At 68.6% G+C, this 17,314-nt stretch carries 18 protein-coding genes and 3 pseudogenes; 11 read left to right on the top strand and 10 right to left on the bottom strand.

All coding sequences use genetic code 11. From position 1 onward, the window contains the following. Positions 1–332 precede the first annotated feature (332 nt). The 3 genes from ACIRQH_RS24225 (at position 333) to ACIRQH_RS24215 (ending at position 1,945) form a co-directional block, all read left to right on the top strand. On the top strand, positions 333–857 hold the full coding sequence (locus tag ACIRQH_RS24225) for a hypothetical protein (RefSeq protein WP_404226984.1): 525 nt from the start codon (positions 333–335) through the stop codon (positions 855–857). Continuing rightward, positions 854–1,345, top strand: coding sequence for a hypothetical protein (locus ACIRQH_RS24220; protein WP_404226983.1), 492 nt, complete (start codon positions 854–856; stop codon positions 1,343–1,345). Before ACIRQH_RS24225 ends, ACIRQH_RS24220 begins: the two co-directional genes overlap by 4 nt. A gap of 318 nt (positions 1,346–1,663) precedes the next feature. Next, the gene (locus ACIRQH_RS24215; protein ID WP_404226982.1) at positions 1,664–1,945 is read left to right on the top strand and encodes a hypothetical protein; all 282 of its coding nucleotides are present in this window, start codon (positions 1,664–1,666) and stop codon (positions 1,943–1,945) included. 647 nt (positions 1,946–2,592) lie between these two features. Here ACIRQH_RS24215 and ACIRQH_RS24210 read toward each other — a convergent pair. After that, the gene (locus tag ACIRQH_RS24210; RefSeq protein WP_404226981.1) at positions 2,593–4,368 is read right to left on the bottom strand and encodes a pentapeptide repeat-containing protein; all 1,776 of its coding nucleotides are present in this window, start codon (positions 4,366–4,368) and stop codon (positions 2,593–2,595) included. 701 nt (positions 4,369–5,069) lie between these two features. Then, positions 5,070–5,522 carry a hypothetical protein gene (locus tag ACIRQH_RS24205; RefSeq protein ID WP_404226980.1) on the bottom strand — a complete coding sequence of 151 codons (453 nt, stop codon included), beginning with the start codon at positions 5,520–5,522 and terminating at the stop codon, positions 5,070–5,072. 523 nt (positions 5,523–6,045) lie between these two features. Between ACIRQH_RS24205 and ACIRQH_RS24200 the strand changes: the two genes are divergently transcribed. Both ACIRQH_RS24200 and lepB read left to right on the top strand, forming a co-directional pair. Further along, positions 6,046–6,444, top strand: a complete 399-nt coding sequence (locus ACIRQH_RS24200) for a hypothetical protein (RefSeq protein ID WP_404226979.1) — start codon at positions 6,046–6,048, stop codon at positions 6,442–6,444. A gap of 113 nt (positions 6,445–6,557) precedes the next feature. Then, a pseudogene (lepB, locus tag ACIRQH_RS24195) lies at positions 6,558–7,448 on the top strand (signal peptidase I); the annotation flags it as partial. 303 nt (positions 7,449–7,751) lie between these two features. Here lepB and ACIRQH_RS24190 read toward each other — a convergent pair. Further along, positions 7,752–8,045: a DUF1330 domain-containing protein gene (locus ACIRQH_RS24190; RefSeq protein WP_388864796.1), complete on the bottom strand. Its 294-nt coding sequence runs from the start codon at positions 8,043–8,045 to the stop codon at positions 7,752–7,754. Between the two features lie 289 nt (positions 8,046–8,334). Next, positions 8,335–8,895: a carboxymuconolactone decarboxylase family protein gene (locus ACIRQH_RS24185; RefSeq protein ID WP_388864798.1), complete on the bottom strand. Its 561-nt coding sequence runs from the start codon at positions 8,893–8,895 to the stop codon at positions 8,335–8,337. Between the two features lie 69 nt (positions 8,896–8,964). Here ACIRQH_RS24185 and ACIRQH_RS24180 point away from each other — a divergent pair, with 69 nt between their 5' ends. Together ACIRQH_RS24180 and ACIRQH_RS24175 are read left to right on the top strand one after the other, a co-directional pair. Then, a complete protein-coding gene (locus ACIRQH_RS24180; RefSeq protein WP_388929902.1) occupies positions 8,965–9,324 on the top strand; it encodes a winged helix-turn-helix transcriptional regulator in 360 nt (119 codons plus the stop codon). A 37-nt stretch (positions 9,325–9,361) separates the two neighbouring features. Then, positions 9,362–9,518, top strand: a pseudogene (locus tag ACIRQH_RS24175) (IS5/IS1182 family transposase); the annotation flags it as partial. Positions 9,519–9,551: 33 nt separating this feature from the next. Here the strand turns inward: ACIRQH_RS24175 and ACIRQH_RS24170 are convergent. The 3 genes and pseudogenes from ACIRQH_RS24170 to ACIRQH_RS24160 all read right to left on the bottom strand — a co-directional run bounded on the left by ACIRQH_RS24170 (position 9,552) and on the right by ACIRQH_RS24160 (position 11,852). Then, the gene (locus ACIRQH_RS24170; RefSeq protein ID WP_404226978.1) at positions 9,552–10,850 is read right to left on the bottom strand and encodes an alpha/beta hydrolase family protein; all 1,299 of its coding nucleotides are present in this window, start codon (positions 10,848–10,850) and stop codon (positions 9,552–9,554) included. A gap of 236 nt (positions 10,851–11,086) precedes the next feature. Further along, positions 11,087–11,369 (bottom strand): annotated as a pseudogene (locus ACIRQH_RS24165) (MFS transporter); the annotation flags it as partial. A 144-nt stretch (positions 11,370–11,513) separates the two neighbouring features. Further along, positions 11,514–11,852, bottom strand: coding sequence for a hypothetical protein (locus ACIRQH_RS24160; protein ID WP_358822030.1), 339 nt, complete (start codon positions 11,850–11,852; stop codon positions 11,514–11,516). 171 nt (positions 11,853–12,023) lie between these two features. Between ACIRQH_RS24160 and ACIRQH_RS24155 the strand changes: the two genes are divergently transcribed. From ACIRQH_RS24155 to ACIRQH_RS24145, 3 genes are read left to right on the top strand one after another with little or no spacing between them, the layout of a single operon-like run. Beyond that, entirely contained in the window at positions 12,024–12,488 is a 465-nt protein-coding gene (locus ACIRQH_RS24155; RefSeq protein WP_358822031.1) for a MarR family transcriptional regulator, read from the top strand. Next, positions 12,488–13,942: an MFS transporter gene (locus ACIRQH_RS24150; RefSeq protein ID WP_388865138.1), complete on the top strand. Its 1,455-nt coding sequence runs from the start codon at positions 12,488–12,490 to the stop codon at positions 13,940–13,942. Before ACIRQH_RS24155 ends, ACIRQH_RS24150 begins: the two co-directional genes overlap by 1 nt. Positions 13,943–13,944: 2 nt before the next feature. Then, positions 13,945–14,532 (top strand): hydrolase, encoded by a 588-nt coding sequence (locus ACIRQH_RS24145; protein WP_358822033.1) that lies wholly within the window; start codon positions 13,945–13,947, stop codon positions 14,530–14,532. A gap of 89 nt (positions 14,533–14,621) precedes the next feature. Here ACIRQH_RS24145 and ACIRQH_RS24140 read toward each other — a convergent pair whose 3' ends face one another. Beyond that, a complete protein-coding gene (locus ACIRQH_RS24140) occupies positions 14,622–15,536 on the bottom strand; it encodes a ketopantoate reductase family protein (RefSeq protein ID WP_404226977.1) in 915 nt (304 codons plus the stop codon). Positions 15,537–15,681: 145 nt separating this feature from the next. Here ACIRQH_RS24140 and ACIRQH_RS24135 point away from each other — a divergent pair, with 145 nt between their 5' ends. After that, positions 15,682–15,912 (top strand): DUF2277 domain-containing protein, encoded by a 231-nt coding sequence (locus ACIRQH_RS24135; protein ID WP_358822497.1) that lies wholly within the window; start codon positions 15,682–15,684, stop codon positions 15,910–15,912. A 12-nt stretch (positions 15,913–15,924) separates the two neighbouring features. Here ACIRQH_RS24135 and ACIRQH_RS24130 read toward each other — a convergent pair whose 3' ends face one another. Together ACIRQH_RS24130 and ACIRQH_RS24125 are read right to left on the bottom strand one after the other, a co-directional pair. Continuing rightward, complete coding sequence (locus ACIRQH_RS24130) at positions 15,925–16,557, bottom strand: DedA family protein (protein ID WP_388929898.1); 633 nt, start codon at positions 16,555–16,557, stop codon at positions 15,925–15,927. 248 nt (positions 16,558–16,805) lie between these two features. After that, on the bottom strand, positions 16,806–17,261 hold the full coding sequence (locus tag ACIRQH_RS24125; protein WP_358822495.1) for a DoxX family protein: 456 nt from the start codon (positions 17,259–17,261) through the stop codon (positions 16,806–16,808). Between the last annotated feature and the right edge of the window lie 53 nt (positions 17,262–17,314).

Genomic DNA, 17,314 nt, shown 5'->3' with positions numbered 1-17,314 from the left:
TCGGGAGGGTCAGATCTATCCTCCGCGATCCGATGACCCGGCGGCGTCATTACGACTCCACCGATCGGGACTCTGAGATTTCGTTTCAAGGCGGAAGGCATCAGCCCGAGCTTGTCGGACCCTCAAGTTCCCCTCAGGAATCCGATCATGGGATTGTCGCGTGCATGATCTCTGCATAGTGTCCAAGTACTCGATCGCCACGGGGGCGGTCCACCGAAAGGTGTCACATGGGCATCGGTTCAAGGCGCGCCATGACCAGCGCTGCCACCGCGTTGCTTCTCTGCTTCGCGACTGCGGGCACTGCTGCCGCTACGGAAGAGCCGTCCGACGACATGGCGATATCCGCTGACCAGACGACGGACATCAACGACCGTCAGGGGTGGGAGGATGAGACCGAGCAGCCGGTATTGGAGAAGACGCCCTACTACTGCGACGGCCCCTACTACTGGTACAGCATTACGTCGAAGAAGCACTACTTCATCCCGTCATGGTGGAACGGGACCAAGTACAAGGACGGTCCCGGCGGCACGATGAGCGTTTCGGTCACCAAGGCCGGCACGATCAGTGCGGACGTAACCGGCACCGTCGAAGCCCAGACGAACGCCATCATCGCCAAGGCCAAGACCTCGGTGAGCGTGCGCGTCGGCGCAAGCGCGACCATCACCACAGGACACAACTACTCCCACGACATCCACCGCAATAAGTACGGACACCTGCAGTACGGCTCGTGGGGGTACAAGGTCGCCTGGAAGAAATACCGACGCGTGGGATCCTGCGGAGTCGAGGAACTCGGTCACGGGACCGCGACACTGCCGACGTCGGAGACTGGATGGAAGTTCTGGGAGACTTCGTCATGACCTATTCGAATCCCCGGGTGTACCTTGCCGCGTGCGCCGTGGCAGCGTCGGCATTCCTGCTTGCGTCGTGCACCTCCAGCAGGGGTGAGGGGGAGGCCATCAGCGCTCCGCCGTCGCCGTCCATGCCGAGCAAGTCGCGGACGGCTACAGGGCCGTCCGAGAAGAAGCTCACCGCGCAGGCCCAGGCGGCCCTGGCCGCCGTCCACAGCGGGAAGCTGGTCGAGGCCGGAGTTGAGCGGGTAAACGACGGAATCCACACTGAGCCCACCCTGAGCGAGGGTAAGACTTACAGGCTCAACCTGGTTTGTTTCGGTAGTGGCAGCGCCCAGTTGACATTCGTACCGGTGAGCGCCGGCGCAGAGACCAGGGTGCCGTGTGATCAGTCAGTGGTCCAGCAACGGATCACGATACACAAGCGGGTACACATTGATGTCGACGGGGCCAAGGGATCGACTGGCATGATTGCCTGGCAGATAGACGCAATCTGATCCGGGCGTAGAGGAATGCCGCCCAGCAACGATGCTGGGCGGCATTCAGTGACCCTACGAATGATCGGAACCAAGCCCACCACCAAGGCAGGGGACCCTTTCTAACTTCAGGCTGAGTTGGAAATGGCTCAGGCCGTACAGCAGCGAACCGCAGCAGCCCAGCAACCGTCTGCGTCCGATGGTTTCCATTCAGAGCCCGGTAATGGCCGCCGCTGACCACTCTCGCTAGAGCTACGGCTCAGAAGGCGTAGCGTGGTTGGCGGTGAGGTCGTCGCTCCTAAAGAGGTGATCCTCGATGGTGGGTGAGATCATCCGTGGATGGCAGACGCGCAGCTACCCCCAGGATGGACGCTTCAGCGAATCCGCGACGTCTCCGGCGACCAAGGGGCTATCGCCCTAGACCCAACCCGGGCAGTGAAGTGGGTTGCCTCCGACCCTCACGAGGTACTGCACCCTGAGATCGTTCTCGGGTTCCACAGCCTGTGCATCGTGAAGCCTGTCGATGATGACGACTGGTACATGGGCAGCCTGAATGACGATGGCAGCATCGACTGTTGGACAGCCTACGACGATCTCTACGAGGCCCTACGCGGCCTGTAAAGGAATGCGGGCTGAGCGTCTAACTGCGTTACAACGACCTCGCACAGGGGCGCACAACCACGGACGCTCGCAGACAGTTCGTGCAGGTTACAGGTGGTCCGGCCGCAGGTCACAACAGTCGCTCTCATTGCTGCGGGCCAAAGCGGTCGCTCCGTTCAGGTGCGCGGCATGACCGACGACGCCCTGGCCTGTCCCGAGTGCAGCCAGCCCATGAAGTCTGGCGGTTTCGTCCTCTGCGGGCGGGAGGACGATGGCCGGCGGACCCGCCGGACATTGTGGAGGTGCAACAGTCGGCATGTCTGGTGGAACTGGGCCGACAGGCCGAATGAGCCTTTGGTCTGCCCTGTGCCGGAGCTCTTCAGCTGACATCCAACGTTGACATCAACGCCCCCGGACGGCGGCGACACTCAGCACCCGCGTGCGGCACCTGTGACCGAGGTGAGTCCCATCCGGGGCGAGAGGGGATCGAACTCCTAAAGCTGGTGTCGGGAGGCTCCTCCAGCGATCGGGCCCTCTGGTCAGAGATGCGGCACCGCAGTCATCGCTAGCCCTGCTGCGAAGGCCACTAAGCATGCGATTCCGACGGCAAGTCTCGCCGGTTGCCCATCCATGCGGCTCTTGCGGCCGGGGGCGTTACCGCAAGCCCACTACCGTTTGACGCGACAGCGGACGGCAAGTACTGCGAGGGCAAGGAGGGCAGGTTCGACGATGCGGGACAGCATCTCGACGTATGTTCCCGCAGTGGTCAAATCCTGGCTCGATGCCCGGAACACTACTGAGTTGATCACTACGCGCAAGGACCTCTCGAATCGCTGTGAGTTTATGCGCTGGCCGAACGGTCCGTTGGGATCGATGGGATCGGTCGTGCCACTCGTCATCGAAATGCTCTGGCCGGTCAGCCTGCCGGTGCTCTCGGACTTTGCGACTACCTTCGGTATGCCCCACAGCGTCATCACGAGCGCGGTTGCCGCCATGGCGCCCAACAGCCAGCCCAGAGCACGGGATGCGCGCATCCCGTAGCCCGATAGGGCCCAGTAAAGGGAGAGCAGCGTGCGCTCTGCCCGGGGCCGGTTTCGGTCGTGGCGGCGCATCTCCATCTCGCCGTAGTAGAAGTCTGCGGCGTCAGGCTCGTTCTTGCCGTCCTCGAAGGATTTGCGAAGTTGCCGGTATACCGAGGCCAACTCCGTCGGCTCCACGACCTTCACCCCGGTCGGCGCTGCCATCCATGCGCCCTGGCCCTGGGCAGCGCGCCAGTGCTGTTCCTCGGCCAGCGTCCGCCGTTTGGTCCATCGCACCGGTAAAAGCCCGCGTCGGCGTACGCCCGCGGGCGGAGGGGCAAGGAGGTACCCACCCTCCAGGCGTAGTTGGTCGAGGTGTACCGCGCCGGACAGCAGGCAGCGGGTCAGGTCTACGTTGTGGAGCACTACGTGGGCTGCATCCACGCCTCCAAGAGAGGCTACGTGCACTCTCGCATCGCTGCCAGCAAGAACCCCCTCTTCCAGAGCTTCTTGCGTTCGCTCTGTTCCGGTCCGATCTGTGAACGGGCCCGTCTGGGCAATGATGCTGAAGGGGTGGGCGAGGACGGCATCGGTGAGGTCCACGGTGGCGTACCGCAGACGCAGGGTCGCTTTTGCGGCCCATTCTGTCTGTGTGCACCAGATCCTCATCGTCGCTGCCTCGATGACGACCGGAGCCGTGAAGATCACCCGGGACAGATCCACGGCCTCTTCGCACACCAGGGGCCCCAGCCGTGAGGCGCATTCAAACGTAGCTCCGTCGAACCAGGCACAGCCGCGGACGTGGGCGCCCTGAAGCCCGACGCTCCCTATAAAGTGAGCCCCGTCGAACGCGGCGTTGCCGGAGAAGGCGGCAAGTCCGAACCTGGCGTGCCCTGAAAACCGCACTCTGTCGAAACGAACGTCGTCGGTGAACTGCGCCTGCCCGAACCACGCGTTGCTGTCGAAGGCCGCTTCGCGGAACTGGGCACCTCGGAATAGCGTCCGCTCAAACCTCGCATCCTCAGCGAACGTGGTTGCCACGAAACGGGCGGTGCCCAGGAACGTTGCCTGTTCAAAACTGGCCTCACCCTTGATATATGCGCCGCAGAAATCAACGTCACCGAGAAACCGCGCTCCGTCGAAACGGACAGTGCCGAGGACGACTTGCTGGGTATCGGGATCCCGAACGGCATCGAGGAGCAGGGCAAGAAGGCTCTCGGTGATGAAAGTGCCGCGGTGATCCAAATCGCTTCCAGGTCCCAGCTGCGCGAGGTAGGCGGCACGGTGATCGTCGCCGAGGTGGGCCAGACATCTACGGTACGGATCAACCCGGCGTCCAAGGCAGCGTTCACGAGTGTCGGCCGAAAGGGAGACGTGTCCACAACACGGCCAGGACGGCGTGACATCGGAGAGCAGAGGCGTCATATCAGAAGGAGACGGTCGGACACGGATGCAAGTTCCGCACTCGTCATAGCCAACCGCATCCGAGCTCTGGCGCAACGCGCTCTCAGCAAGACGGGTGTTGCGTTCCGCGAGAGGGTCCAGGCACTGCCCAACTCGTGCCAGATGCGTGCCAGACCGTGTGGGGAGCCAGGGGAGACCAGTCTGAGAGTGTCAGATGCCAACGCGGTTGCCCCGCAGGTCAATGGATCCAAGTGATGCCCCGTGAGTGTCTAACTGCGTGACAACACCGACAGACAGAGGCGGACGAGTGCGGACCGTCAGCGCAGGTAAGAGCCAGGCCAGCCCAAGTATGGGGCCCGCCCAAGCTTCGGGACGAAGCGGGTCTCGTGCCACAGGCGTGCCACATCGTGCGGTTAGCCACGGTCAACGACGGCTCGTAGCAGTCGAGAAGCACCGATTATCTGGGCTGCGGCTACAGCCGTAGTGACCTGGGCGGACAGGCAGAAGACCACGTCCGCCCTTACAAGGCGGATGTCGGCGGTTCGAAACCGTCCGCGCCCACCAGTCCAGGACGTGACGAGGCCCAGGTCAGCCAGCGTGAAGCCGGATGCCTGGGCCTTGATCTTTTTCGGCTGCTGGGGGCGGCAGTGCAACTCAGGTGCCAGACGGGTCGGGCGGAGGCCGCTTCGTCTTCTTGATCCGGCCGTCCTCGTAGTCGGCGATCAGGTCTGGAGGGGGCCTCCGGAGCCGTTGTTGTACGGCAGCGAAGTGCCGTCGATGTCGGGAGGGCCGCTGCGTCGTATCGCAGAGGCGATCGCGGAAACGGCGGCGGTGACGGCGAGGCTTCCCATCATGACCAGCCCCACGCCGACCCCGAAGAGGCCGCTGGCGTCGTCCGACCAGTCGGCATACGCGGCGGCGGTGAGCCCGGCCGTGGTGCCGAACACGGCGCCTGCGGTGTAGCTCCGGGATGCCGCCCAGTACACCGGTGCCAGGAGGGTCAGCCCCAGCCCGATCACCTGCCAGGCCTCGTAGGGACCGGTCGTCGAGCCGTCGGGGTGCACGTCACGATGCTGGTCCCAGCCCAGCCAGGCCGCCCACAGTGCTAGCGACAGCCCGGCCAGCAGAAGGATCGACACCAGCTGGAGAACAGGTTTCAGTGGTCTTTGAGGCATGACCCAAGAGTCTTCTCTCGTGCGATCACCGACCAGGGCGCACGTACTCAGTTCCGCCCGAGTACATCAGCCATGGACACATCGAGTACGCCACGGCTGTGCCCAGGTCGAATGTCCGGCAGCAGAGGGAGCCAAGCGATCTCGCTGTAGCCGCGACGGTGACACCGCCGGGCAGGACGGCGGTCCGGATCCGGGATCGGGCCCGGCAGTCCGGGAGCGTCGGTGAGGTGCACGTCCAGCAAGGTTCGGCAGCACTCTCTGCCGGGAACCGGCAGTGCCCTGGACCAGCGCATGTGTGAGGCTTCGGCCCGGGCAAAACACCTCCACACCGCGCAGAGTGGAGCCCAGCGACCCCTCAGGCGTTTCCGAGGAGCGGCCGAGTTCCAGCGGTCGGAGCTCGCGATCGTCGACGTGAAAGGGATGGGCGGCATTGAGAATTCCGAGGCCGCAGGCCCCCGGACACCGGTGGCATGCACTCTTCGCCGCGGTTTTCCTCGGTGTTGTCTGCCTCATGGGAATCCCGATGGCATACGAGTGGCAGCAGGCCGAGCTGCTCGACAACACCGGGATACGGGTCACTGCGGTCGTTCACCACGTCGTGCCTGCAGCCGGCCATGGCCAGCCGGTCAGGGCTGACATGGTCTACGCCCTGGCAGGCCACCGTCACAGCACCCGCAAAGTACTCAACGGCGGCTATCCACTGCCACGAAAGGGCGACCGAGTGTGCCTGGAGGCGTCGGGCGAGCAGCCTCGACTGGTCCGGCTGTGCGGTGACCGCTACCCGGATGGCGACGACCGCTTTCCCACCCTCGCGCTCACCGGCGTGGCCGCCACGATCGGACTGATCTACGTCATCGCGCGCTGGGTCGCCAAGAATCGCGAACTCCTCCAGCCTCGGGCCAAGACCGCTTCGCCGGGCTGACATCAGCGGCTGACACCGACCTGGGCCTCTTCAGCGGGTCGAATTCGCCCAGCAGCTTTACAAGACCCGCGGGAAGGCCTCCCGCAAGAAGGCCTTCCCGCCAGAACGCCGGCATGCCCACCCCGGCCCCTCGCGCGGAGAGCGCCGAGCGCCCAGCTCGGCCCGGGCCGGAGGTGAGGTGGGGCTCCGACAGTCCGGGAACTCCCGCTCGTTGTGCCTGTGGTGGGCCCGGTGTCGTGCGGGCGAGGGGCCACTTCGGACATGGTCGCCCGGCGTCGGGCGCAGGGGTGGGAGGCGTGGTTGTGGGAGATCTTGTCGCTGGCGCTCAGTCGAGATCCGGGGATGACGACACCGACGACGAGGTGGCGGTCGAGGGCCGGCGGAGAGTGCGCTCCTTCTGGAAGGAGTTGCCGATCCTCCTCGGCATCGCGTTGTTGCTGGCGCTGGTCATCAAGACGTTCTTCGTGCAGGCGTTCTCGATTCCTTCCGACTCGATGCAGAACACGCTGCAGACGGGCGACCGCGTGCTGGTCGACAAGCTGACGCCGTGGTTCGGATCCGAGCCGCAGCGCGGAGAGGTCGTCGTCTTCCATGACCCGGGTGGCTGGCTTCCTGGGAAGGCCGAGGAGCCGAACGCGGTGCAGAAGGTTCTCAGCTTCGTCGGCCTGATGCCGTCGGCGGACGAGAAGGACCTGATCAAGCGGGTGATCGCGGTCGGCGGCGACACCGTGGAATGCTCGGGAAGCGGTCCTGTGAAGGTCAACGGGAAGGCGATGGACGAACCGTTCATCCACCCCGGGAACACCCCCTGCGGTGACAACCCCTTCGGGCCGATCAAGGTGCCGGAAGGGAAGCTCTGGGTGATGGGTGACCACCGCCAGGACTCCTGGGACTCCCGGTACCACCAGGACCGGCCTGGCGGTGGCACCGTCGACGAGGACCAAGTCATCGGCCGGGCCTTCGTCGTCGTATGGCCGGTCAGCCGGTGGGCGTCGCTACCGGTGTCGCGGTAGGGAGCGTCGCGTGAGCGGAGCGGTTCCGCTCGGCCCCGGATGCGGGCAGCCCCTGAAGCGCTATGGCCTCGTGCTTTCCCGGCGTGAGCGTGACGGCCGGCGGATCTGTCGATCGCTGTTGAGGTGTGCCGACAGGCACGTCCGACGGATGTGGGTGGGGACGAACGTGGTGAAGGCCCAGGTCGACCGGTGTGGTGCCGGGACCTGGGCCTGTTCCTTGTCCGCGCTCGGGGCGCATCGGGCAGCCGACGGGCCAGCGGGGTCGCCAGGCCGGCCTGGACGTCGGTGCGCCGGTCAGTCGATGCCTTCGATGATGCGGAAGTCGCGCTCGACGCCGTCGGACAGGGCGACCAGCGCCTCCTGGTATGCCGCGCTCTCGCGTGCCGCGACCGCCTGTTCGAAGGTGTCGAACTCGATCAGGACGGTGCGCTCGGCGATGCCGGCGTCGTGGGCGACGACCCGACCGCCGCGGGCGAGCACCCGCCCGCCCCCGGACCGGACGGCCGGACCGGCCAGCTCGTTGTAGGCGGCCAGCTTCTCGGCGTCGGAAATGGTGCGGTAGACGCTGACCCAGTAGCCCTTGGCCATGGAAACCTCCTGTGTTCGGACAGACGTGCCAGGCTTCGAGTCGACACTCGGATCGATCGGCCCGGCGACGGATCACCGGGCATTTCGGAGGACGGTTCGCAAGGGACTGGCTGATGGTGGTGTGCTGTTGAGACGAGACGATGTCTCAGTCGGCTATGGAGCCCTGCCTGCGACTCGCGCCGATCGCTCGGTTCACCAGGCGCTTCTGTCTGGATGAAGTCGTGAACGATGTCCGCCCGAGCCGTCCTCGCTCTACATCTGGCCGGCTCGGCGTGACGTTGGAAAGGGCTCACCGTGCTGGGAACGGGGTGCCCCAGGGCTCTTCCTCCAGGAGGAGCCCGTTCGCCAGGTAGCTGATGGTTCGGTACCAGCCGGCCAGCACGAGGAACTCCAGGAGTTGGGCGTCTTCGTAGTGGACGCCCAGGGCATCCCAGGTGGGTTGTGAGAGCTGCGCTGTGTCGTGCAGTTCGTCGACGGCGTTGAGCAGGGCCGCATGACAAGGCGGCCACGCGGTGTCGGCCGCGACGTCGATGTCGGTGGTGGCCTGGAGCTGTTCCTGGCTCAGTCCGGCCTGCCGGGCGAGGGTCGCGGCGTGTGCCCCCCATTCGTAGCCGCAGCCGGAGCGTGCGGTCACCCGGGCGATGACGATCTCGCGGTCGATGGCGGGAAGAAGTCCGTGGCCCAGCAGGCCGGCCCCCAGGGCGAACATGCGTGAGGCCAGTTCCGGGTTGCGGTGCAGTACGCGGAACAGAGTGAGCGGCTCGTGTGTCACGCCGGGAGGCATCCAACGGCGCAGTGCCTGGTCGATGGGCGCGGTATATGGCGGGGTGAGCGGTTCGATGCGCGGCACGGGCACCTCCTGCTTCGGTTTTCGAAGCATCACTATGATGCTTTGAAAACCGAAGCGCAAGGAGTAGGCATGGAAGCCAGAACGCCTCGGCCGGGCTCACCCGTACGAGGGTCCAGCTCGGGGCGCCCGGTCATGGCTGCACTCGATCTGCTCGGACGGCGCTGGACACTGCGCATCCTGTGGGAACTGAGCCAAGCCCCCGCAGGCTTCCGGGAGTTGCAGCGCCGTTGTGAACGCATGTCATCGAGCGTGCTCAGCACCCGGCTGGGCGAGCTGACCGGCGCCCGCGTGCTCACTCTGCACGGCGACGCCTATCACCTCACCCGGCTCGGCGAGGACCTCGTCGAAGCGCTCAGCCCACTGAACGCGTGGAGTCGGCGATGGGCCGAGGAAATGGATACCGGCCCCGCAGGAGACGGGGAGAGCTGACGGCGCGCCGACGGCAGAACATCCACCCCCCACGTAGAAGTCCCAACAACAGGTCCGCGCCCGCGTCGAGACGCCTTCGCCCGGATGAAGACGTGGAAGATCCTGGGCGTGGTGAACGCCGTCTCGGAGGCGACGGCGTTCACCACGCCATGCTCGGCATCGCCCGACTGCACGACCTCGCTCTCGCGGGGTGAACGACCGGTCCGAAGAACATTGCGGGACAGGCCTCAGGCGATGCGGGTTACGTCGGGCAGGTCCGGTGTCGGGTTGTCGAGCAGGGGGCGGCTGCGGCGCTTCAGGGACCGGTCGAAGAAGGCGGTGAGGTAGGCGCGGCGCTCGCCGGTGTAGCCGGCCGGGTCGACGTCTCCGATCATGCCGGCCACGACGGCGGCCGGCGGGCTGCCGAAGCGGGCGGCCAGTTCGGGGATGAGTATCTCGAAGTCGCTGTAGGACTGGTGACGCGCCCGGGCGGTCCAGAAGTCGCGCTTCCAGCCCGGCGAGTTCTTCCACAGGGTGTGCCAGGCGGGCACGTGCGTGTGGGTGAACGCGAGCTCGGGCGTGTAGGAGCTGCCCGCCAGGAGGAAGGGCTGCCGCAGCCCCGTACGAGTGACGGGTGCGAACAGGGCCGGGTCGTCCGGGCCGTAACCGAGGGGACCTTCGAGGACCGCTCCGGCGCGGAACCGACGGTCCAGGCGCATCGCCTCGGCCGCGGCCGTGCCGCCCAGCGAGTGCCCGTAGACACCGACCGACGAGAGGTCGAGCGCCGCTCCGAGCCCTGTGGGAAGGGTGCGGCCCTCGGAGTCGGGGTTGCCGCCGCGGGCGAGCAGGTGCAGTTGGTCCAGTACGAAGCGCAGGTCCGCCACCCGGCAGTCCACGGCGGCCTTCGTGATCTGTGGTGACAGGTCACCGGCCAGAGCGGGGGCAGGGGTGATGACGCGGCCGTCCGGGAACTCGACGGCGAGCGCTTCGTAGGTGTGGTCGACGGCCACAACGGCGTAGCCGTGACTGGCCAGTTCGGCGGCGATGGTGGTGTCGAGGAAGCGCGGGTTGAGCCGGCCGGGTGTGTAGAGCACGACGGGCATCCGCTCGGCCGAGTGCGCGGTCGGTGCACCCACCGTCGTGTGCGTGCTGATCCGGGTCCAGTCGACCGCGTCCGAGGGGATGCCGAGGGACCCCGCGAAGGCGTCGAACGCCGGGACAAGTCCCTTTGTGGCATAGGGCGTTGCCGGTGCGTCGGCGTTCCGGCGTGCGGGATACCAGACGGTGGTCATCAGTTCTCGTGGCTGCGCCTCGCCCTCGGCCCAGAGGTCGTTCCGCCGGGTGTCGACGAGGTGCAGGTCCACCGTGCTCACCGGGTGCGGACCGGTGGGGGCGGGGAGGGCGCAGCGGAAGAGGCCACCGTCCGGTCCCGTCGCGGCGTTCGCGACGGAGGGCAGAGCGAGAGCGGCAACCGCGCCCGTGAGACCGCCGATGATCAAGCGGCGGGAAACGGGCCGACCTTGCGAGTCTGCGGAAGTCGGAATCATGAGTCGATCTTGTCAGGAGTGGTCACCTGCGATCAGGAATATCCCGATGGATGGCGATGAGGGGTGGGATGAGATGACTCAATTCGAGCTTGTCGAAAGGGGGTTGGATGTGAAGCAGGTGTGCGGTCAGGTCGTGGCGCATCGGTCGGGGGCACGCCGAGTTCACTTGGGCAGGCGGCCCGTCGGTGGGGGAGCGGGTCATCGGGTCGGTGACACCGTGTCGGGGACCTCTCGGTTCAGGCCGCGCTGTCCCGTAGTTCCGCCAGTCCCGCCGTGGTCAGGGTGCGTGCCGTGCGGTCGGGTTCGACGAGGACGACGGTGCACGGTGCACGGGGACGCGTGGGACGCGTGGGTGAGAGCCGTGGTGAAGCTGCCGTCGGCGAACTGGGCGAGTGAACCGCGTGGGGAACGGCCGACCGCGACGGTGCGGGCGCCCACACGGGCGGCGTGGTCCCCGACGCTGGTGAGGATCTGACCCGTGACGGGGACGCCGAGCCCGGCGACCCGGTCGAGATGGGAAAACTCCCGTCGCGCCGCGCGGAGTTACCTCGCCGCCGACCGTGAGTGCTGTCCTTCCCGCCTGCCCCCGGAGACGCGTGAGGCCCGGACCGGCCGAGTGTGCGGAGGGGGTCCGGGCCTGCGGAAGAGGCGGGCGGGGTCGGGTCAGACCTGCGCCACTCCGTCCCGCGCATGCTTCAGGCTCATCCGCGCCTCCACCTTCTCCGGGGGCGCGACCTCCGACCAGTAGCGGTGGCCGGAGACGAACACCGCGAGTTCGCGTTCGCGTTGGCGGAGCTTCTCGACCTCGGCCTGTTCGTCGGGGCTCCAGCCGGGGGAGGCGGGGCGTTCCACCTTGCGCCAGCCGCCGGTGTCGCTGAAGCCGTCCAGCGGTTCGACCGACCAGGGGAGTCGTTTCAGCAGGGCCAGCAGCTCGGCCCGGACCTGATGCAGCTCCTCCTGACCGGCCAGGAGGTCACTCGGAAACTCGTAGGTCTCAGCCACGCGGCAATGATACGTCTGTTCGATTTTATGGTGCGAGTTTCTTACGGGAGTTCACGCGAACGGGTGTTCCGTACTCCTCTGACCTGCGGGAAGAGGGGAGAGGGTTGGGTGCACAGGCAGGCTGTGCAGGTGGAACTGGACAGTCTTGACTGAATAATTTACGGTGGCGGAATGGCTCAGGACAGCACTCCTCCGTACGACCCGGGCGTCTCGGACTCCGCCGCCCGCGCCGCGCAGGATCTGCGGGTCGCGTTCAGTCTTCTCCGGCGGCGGATCCGTGAGGTCTCCGAGAAGCAGGACCTCACGCCCTCCCAGGTGTCCGCGCTCACCCTGGTGAGCAAAAGCGGTGCCGCCACCGCCAGCGCGCTCGCGGCGACGGAGGGAGTCCGGCCCCAGTCGATGGCCGCCACCCTCGCCGCCCTCGACCAGTACGGCCTCATCCAGCGCAACCCCGACCCCGGTGACGGCCGACGGCAGCTCATCACCCTCACGGAAGCGGGCCGCGAGCGGGTCGAAGGCACCCGGGAGGCCCGCTCCGCCTGGCTCGCCCACGCCTTCGAGGAGCGCTGCACCGAGCAGGAGCGGCAGACGGTCATCGCGGCGATGGCCCTGCTGGAACGGCTGACCCGTCCGTGATACCCACGCTCCGCACGCGGTTCCAGCAGCGCTTCACCCCGACCGGTGACGGCCGGCCGCCCGACCGGTTCGACCGCCGGCTGATCGCGCCGATGGTCCTCGGTTCCGTACTGAACCCGGTCAACTCCTCGATGATCGCGGTGGCGTTGGTGCCGATCGGCAGCGCGCTCGGCGCGCCGCCCTCGCAGACCGCGTGGCTGGTCTCCGGCCTCTACCTCGCCACCGCCGTCGGGCAGCCCGTCATCGGACGGCTCGTCGACATGTTCGGGCCGCGCCGCCTCTACCTCATCGGTACGGCCATGGTGGGCGTCGCCGGACTGCTCGGCTCCCTCGCCCCGAACCTCGGCGCGCTGGTCGCCGCCCGGGTCCTGCTCGGACTGGGCACCTCGGCCGCGTATCCCGCCGCGATGCACCTCACCCGCAGGGAGGCCGAGCGCACCGGACGGGACAGCCCGGCCGGCGTGCTCACCGCGCTCGCGGTCTCCGCGCAGACCGTCTCCGTCGTCGGCCCCACCCTCGGCGGACTGCTCATCGGCCTGGGCGGCTGGCGCACCATCTTCCTCGTCAACGTGCCGCTGTCGCTGGCCTGTCTGGTCCTCGGCGCCCTCCGGCTGCCCAAGGCCACCAAGGCCACCAAGGCCGCGGACGGAACGGCCGTCACGGGTGGTGGCGTGCCCGGTCCCGCCGCGCGCGGCATCGACCTCCCGGGCATGGCCCTCTTCGCGGCCCTGCTCGTCGCGCTCATGGTGTTCCTGATGAAGCCGCGGGCCGAGGACTGGTACCTGCCCGTCCTCGCCCTCCTCGCCGGCGCCGCGTTCGCGCGGCGGGAACTCCGGGTCCCCGAGCCGTTCATCGACCTGCGGGTCCTCGGCGGCAACGGACCCCTGTTGGCCACCTTCCTGCGCCAGTTCCTCAGCTACACCACCGCGTACGCCTTCCTGTACGGGTTCACGCAGTGGCTGGAGGAGGGGCGGGGACTGCACGCGGCCGCCGCCGGGCTCGTCCTGCTGCCGCTGTCGCTGAGCGGCCTGCTCGTCTCCGCGATCACCGGGCGACGGGAGGCCGTACGGGGCAAGCTGGTGGTCGGAAGCCTCGTCCAGATCGCCGGCTGCACGGCGATGCTGACCCTCCAGGCGGGCAGCGCGATGTGGCTGCTGGCGGCCGTCGGTGCCCTCATGGGCGTGCCGCAGGGCCTCAATGGCCTGGCCAACCAGAACGCCCTCTACCGGCAGGCCGACCCCGCCCGGATCGCCTCCGCGGCAGGCCTGTTGCGGACCTTCATGTACCTCGGCGCGATGGCCGCCTCCGCGGCCGACGCCGCCTTCTTCACGCACGGCGCCGACACCGGCGGCCTGCACCACCTGTCCCTCTTCATGCTCGCCGGAGCAGTGCTGCTCCTGGCGGTCACCGTGATCGACCGGTCACTTGGCACCCTCACCCCCCGAAAGGCCTGACCATGGCAGTCACCACACTCGACCCCCGAACCGCGCTCGTCGTCATCGACCTCCAGAACGGAATCGTCGGCAACCCGGGCGTCGCCCCGCACCCCGCCGCCGACATCGTGGAGCGCTCCGTCCGCCTCGCGGCCGCCTTCCGCGGCCACGGCCTCCCGGTCGTCCTCGTCCGGGTCACCGCCGCCGCCGACGGTTCGGACGCGGTGAGCGGTCGCATCGACGGGGGGAGCCGCGGCCGCAGCTTCCCCGAGGGCTGGGACGTCATCGTCGACGACCTGGCCGGGCACCCCGAGGACATCACCGTGACCAAGCGGAACTGGGGCGCCTTCTACGGCACCGACCTCGACCTTCAGCTGCGCCGCCGCGGGATCACCCAGATCGTGCTGACGGGCATCGCCACCAGCATCGGCGTGGAGTCCTCCGCCCGTGCCGCGCACGAGCACGGCTACCACGTCACCCTGGCCACCGACGCGATGACCGACCTCGACGCGGAGACGCACCGCAACAGCGTCGAGCGGATCTTCCCGCGCCTCGGCGAGACCGGCACCACCGACGAGATCCTCGAGGTGCTCGACAAGTCCCGCGTCTGAGCGGGGAGACCCGACGACAACGCAGGGCCCGGGCCGGAGTTCGCGAACTCCGGCCCGGGCCCTGCGTGTTCGGGGCAGGGGCGCGCGGCTCAGCCGGCCGAGCCGGAGGGCGGCGTCAGGTCCCGTACGAGACCGGACGCGACCGGCACCGGTACCCCGGCGCGCTCCGCGGCCCGAAGCAACGCGCCGCCGATGGCGTCGAGTTCGAGGGTGCGGCCGGTCTCCGCGTCGCGCTGCATCGACGACTTGGCACCCGGCGGGAACGCGTCGTAGCGGGCCAGGGCGGCCGCCGGATCGACCGGGGCGCCGGACGCCCGGCTGACCGCCGCCGTCTCCTCGACCAGGGCGGTCAACTCGTCCCGGTGCAGCGTGCGTACGTCACCCAGCGGCAGCCCGTAGCGCGTCGTCAGCAGCGCGAACGGCGCGAGGAACGACATCTTCGCCCACAGCGTCGCGGCCTCCTCGTCCTCGACCCGGACGCCCACCCCGGCCTCCGCCAGCGCGGCGGCGAGCGCGTCGACCCGGGAGCGGGACGCCGTCTCGGCGGTCAGGTCGACGTCGGCGAACGGACTGCCGTGCTCGATGACTCCCGGCGCGGTCCGCGTCGACTCCACGCGGATCACCGCGGGGGCCACCTGCTCGGGGCGGTAGCGCTCGCGCAGCAGGGCGGGGTGCTCGACGCCGTTCAGGAACGGGACGATCAGTCCCTCCTCGCCCAGCACCTTCGCCGGGACGCGCTCCAGCGCGGCGCCCAGGGACGTCGCCTTGACCGCGATCAGCAGCGCGTCGACCGGCTCCCGCAGCTCGGTGTCCGCGGACACCCGGGCCGTGAAGTCCCCGAACAGGGCGCTGCGCACCTCGATGCCGTCGGCTGCCAGGGCTCGCGCGGTGTTCTCCGGGGCCAGGCAGATCACCCGGTGGCCGGCGCGGGCCAACAGCGCCGCGAGGAGTCCGCCGACTCCTCCCGGACCCAGTACCGCCACGGTCAGCCGGTCGTTCGCCATGCGTCCTCGATCCTCCGTACGGGACCCGCGGAAAGCCGCGTGGTCGTGATCAGCACAATCCGCCGCACCGGCGGCGCTATTCCCCGGGCCTGCGGGTTTCCGCGGGGGGCCCACACGATCGCGCCGTCCGCGCGACACTGGACTCATGTGCCGCAGCATCAAGACACTCCGTCCCCCATCGATCCCCGAGGAAGCGACCGACGAGGAGATCCGCGCCGCCGCTCTGCAGTACGTGCGCAAGGTCTCCGGGTTCCGCGCCCCGGCCGCCCACAACCAGGAGGCCTTCGACCGCGCCGTCGAGGCGGTCGCCGCCGCGACCACCGGCCTTCTCGACAGCCTGGAGGTACGGGGCGTGCCGGCCCGGCGCGCCGGATAGCGGGCCGGACGCTCAGGCGCCGGTGCCCTGCTCGCGTACGGCGGGCTTGCGCACGAGGTAGGCCGCGCCCGCCCCGGCGATGAACAGCGCCCCGAACGAGACGCCCGTCGCCAGCCAGGTGGCGCCCAGCCACTGGCCGCCGAAGTAGCCGAGGCCCACGCTGTATCCGGCCCAGGCGACGCCCGCGAGCACCGACCAGGGCAGGAACTCGCGGATCCGGCGGTGGGCCGCGCCCGCGCCGAGCGAGACGACCGAGCGCCCGGCCGGTGCGAAACGGGCGACGACCACGAGCACACCGCGCGCCCCGCCGCCGCGGGCCAGCACGTCGCCGAGACGTTCCTGCGCCTGCGTGAGGCGGCGCGAGCGGGCGATGGCGCGGTCCAGACGTTCGCCGCCGCGCCAGGCGAGGCGGAACGCCACGACGTCGCCGAGCACCGAGGCCGTGGCCGCGCAGAGGGTCAGCACGAGCAGGTCGGGGACGGCATGCGGAACGGCGCCGGTGGCGGAGCCCGCCGCGGCCGTGGCAGCGGTGATCACCAGCACCCCGCTCGGCAGGACCGGCAGGAACACATCTAGGACGACGGACACGGCGACCGCCGCGTAGATCCATGGGCTGCCCGTCAGCGACCCCACACTATCCAGCACCGAAACACTCCCCCGGAATCCCCCGTAGGCACGGACCTTGCCGCGACGTCGCGGGGAGCGGCAGGGGCGGCCAGTAACAGCCATACAGCGTACGCCGCGGGCGGGGCCGGAGATCCACGGGGGCCGCATGTGTCGGTCACATCACGTTCACCTTCCCGCACGCTCCGGTCACGGCCGGACACGGCGGCGCCCGCCTCCCGTGACCGGGGGCGGGCGCTGTCGTGCGGGGTGGGCGCGGTGCCCGTGGGTCAGGCGGTGACGGGCTCCGAGGACCGCTGGTCCTCGACGGCCGCGGAGGTGCGGGCGGTGAGCAGCCGGTCGAGGCCGAGCGCGCCGGAGCCGGTGAAGACGAGCAGGAGCATGGCCCAGCAGAACAGCGCGGAGAGCTCGCCGCCGTTCTGGATCGGCCACAGGGCGGCCGACTGGTGCACGTCGAAGTAGGCGAACGCCATCGAGCCCGAGGCGACGAACGCGGCGGCGCGGGTGCCGAGGCCGAGGAGGACGAGAGCGCCGGCGACGAGCTGGATGACGGCGGCGTACCAGCCGGGCCAGGTGCCCGCGTCGACGGTGCCGCCGTCGGTGCCCGCGGCGCCGCCGAGCACGCCGAAGAGCGCGGCGGTGCCGTGCACGGCGAAGAGGAGGCCGACGACGATGCGGAACAGGGCTATGGCGTACGGCTGGGCGCTGTTGAGGCGTCCGGTCATGTGGGGAACTCCTTCGGTCTGATCCGGACCGCAGCGGGCCGGACCGTGGGGAC

This window comes from Streptomyces sp. NPDC102279 (assembly GCF_044766365.1).
GTDB lineage: Bacteria > Actinomycetota > Actinomycetes > Streptomycetales > Streptomycetaceae > Streptomyces.
This window is presented reverse-complemented; position numbering and strand designations above follow the sequence as displayed.

Excerpts from the sequence above, each read along its gene's own strand:
- ACIRQH_RS24170 (WP_404226978.1), bottom strand. The coding sequence starts at position 10,850 with ATGATTCCGACTTCCGCAGACTCGCAAGGTCGGCCCGTTTCCCGCCGC.
- ACIRQH_RS24190 (WP_388864796.1), bottom strand. The coding sequence starts at position 8,045 with ATGGCCAAGGGCTACTGGGTCAGCGTCTACCGCACCATTTCCGACGCC.
- ACIRQH_RS24220 (WP_404226983.1), top strand. The coding sequence starts at position 854 with ATGACCTATTCGAATCCCCGGGTGTACCTTGCCGCGTGCGCCGTGGCA.
- ACIRQH_RS24180 (WP_388929902.1), top strand. The coding sequence starts at position 8,965 with ATGGAAGCCAGAACGCCTCGGCCGGGCTCACCCGTACGAGGGTCCAGC.
- ACIRQH_RS24145 (WP_358822033.1), top strand. The coding sequence starts at position 13,945 with ATGGCAGTCACCACACTCGACCCCCGAACCGCGCTCGTCGTCATCGAC.
- ACIRQH_RS24125 (WP_358822495.1), bottom strand. The coding sequence starts at position 17,261 with ATGACCGGACGCCTCAACAGCGCCCAGCCGTACGCCATAGCCCTGTTC.
- ACIRQH_RS24225 (WP_404226984.1), top strand. The coding sequence starts at position 333 with ATGGCGATATCCGCTGACCAGACGACGGACATCAACGACCGTCAGGGG.
- ACIRQH_RS24140 (WP_404226977.1), bottom strand. The coding sequence starts at position 15,536 with ATGGCGAACGACCGGCTGACCGTGGCGGTACTGGGTCCGGGAGGAGTC.
- ACIRQH_RS24205 (WP_404226980.1), bottom strand. The coding sequence starts at position 5,522 with ATGCCTCAAAGACCACTGAAACCTGTTCTCCAGCTGGTGTCGATCCTT.
- ACIRQH_RS24155 (WP_358822031.1), top strand. The coding sequence starts at position 12,024 with ATGGCTCAGGACAGCACTCCTCCGTACGACCCGGGCGTCTCGGACTCC.
- ACIRQH_RS24215 (WP_404226982.1), top strand. The coding sequence starts at position 1,664 with ATGGCAGACGCGCAGCTACCCCCAGGATGGACGCTTCAGCGAATCCGC.
- ACIRQH_RS24210 (WP_404226981.1), bottom strand. The coding sequence starts at position 4,368 with ATGACGCCTCTGCTCTCCGATGTCACGCCGTCCTGGCCGTGTTGTGGA.
- ACIRQH_RS24200 (WP_404226979.1), top strand. The coding sequence starts at position 6,046 with ATGGCATACGAGTGGCAGCAGGCCGAGCTGCTCGACAACACCGGGATA.
- ACIRQH_RS24135 (WP_358822497.1), top strand. The coding sequence starts at position 15,682 with ATGTGCCGCAGCATCAAGACACTCCGTCCCCCATCGATCCCCGAGGAA.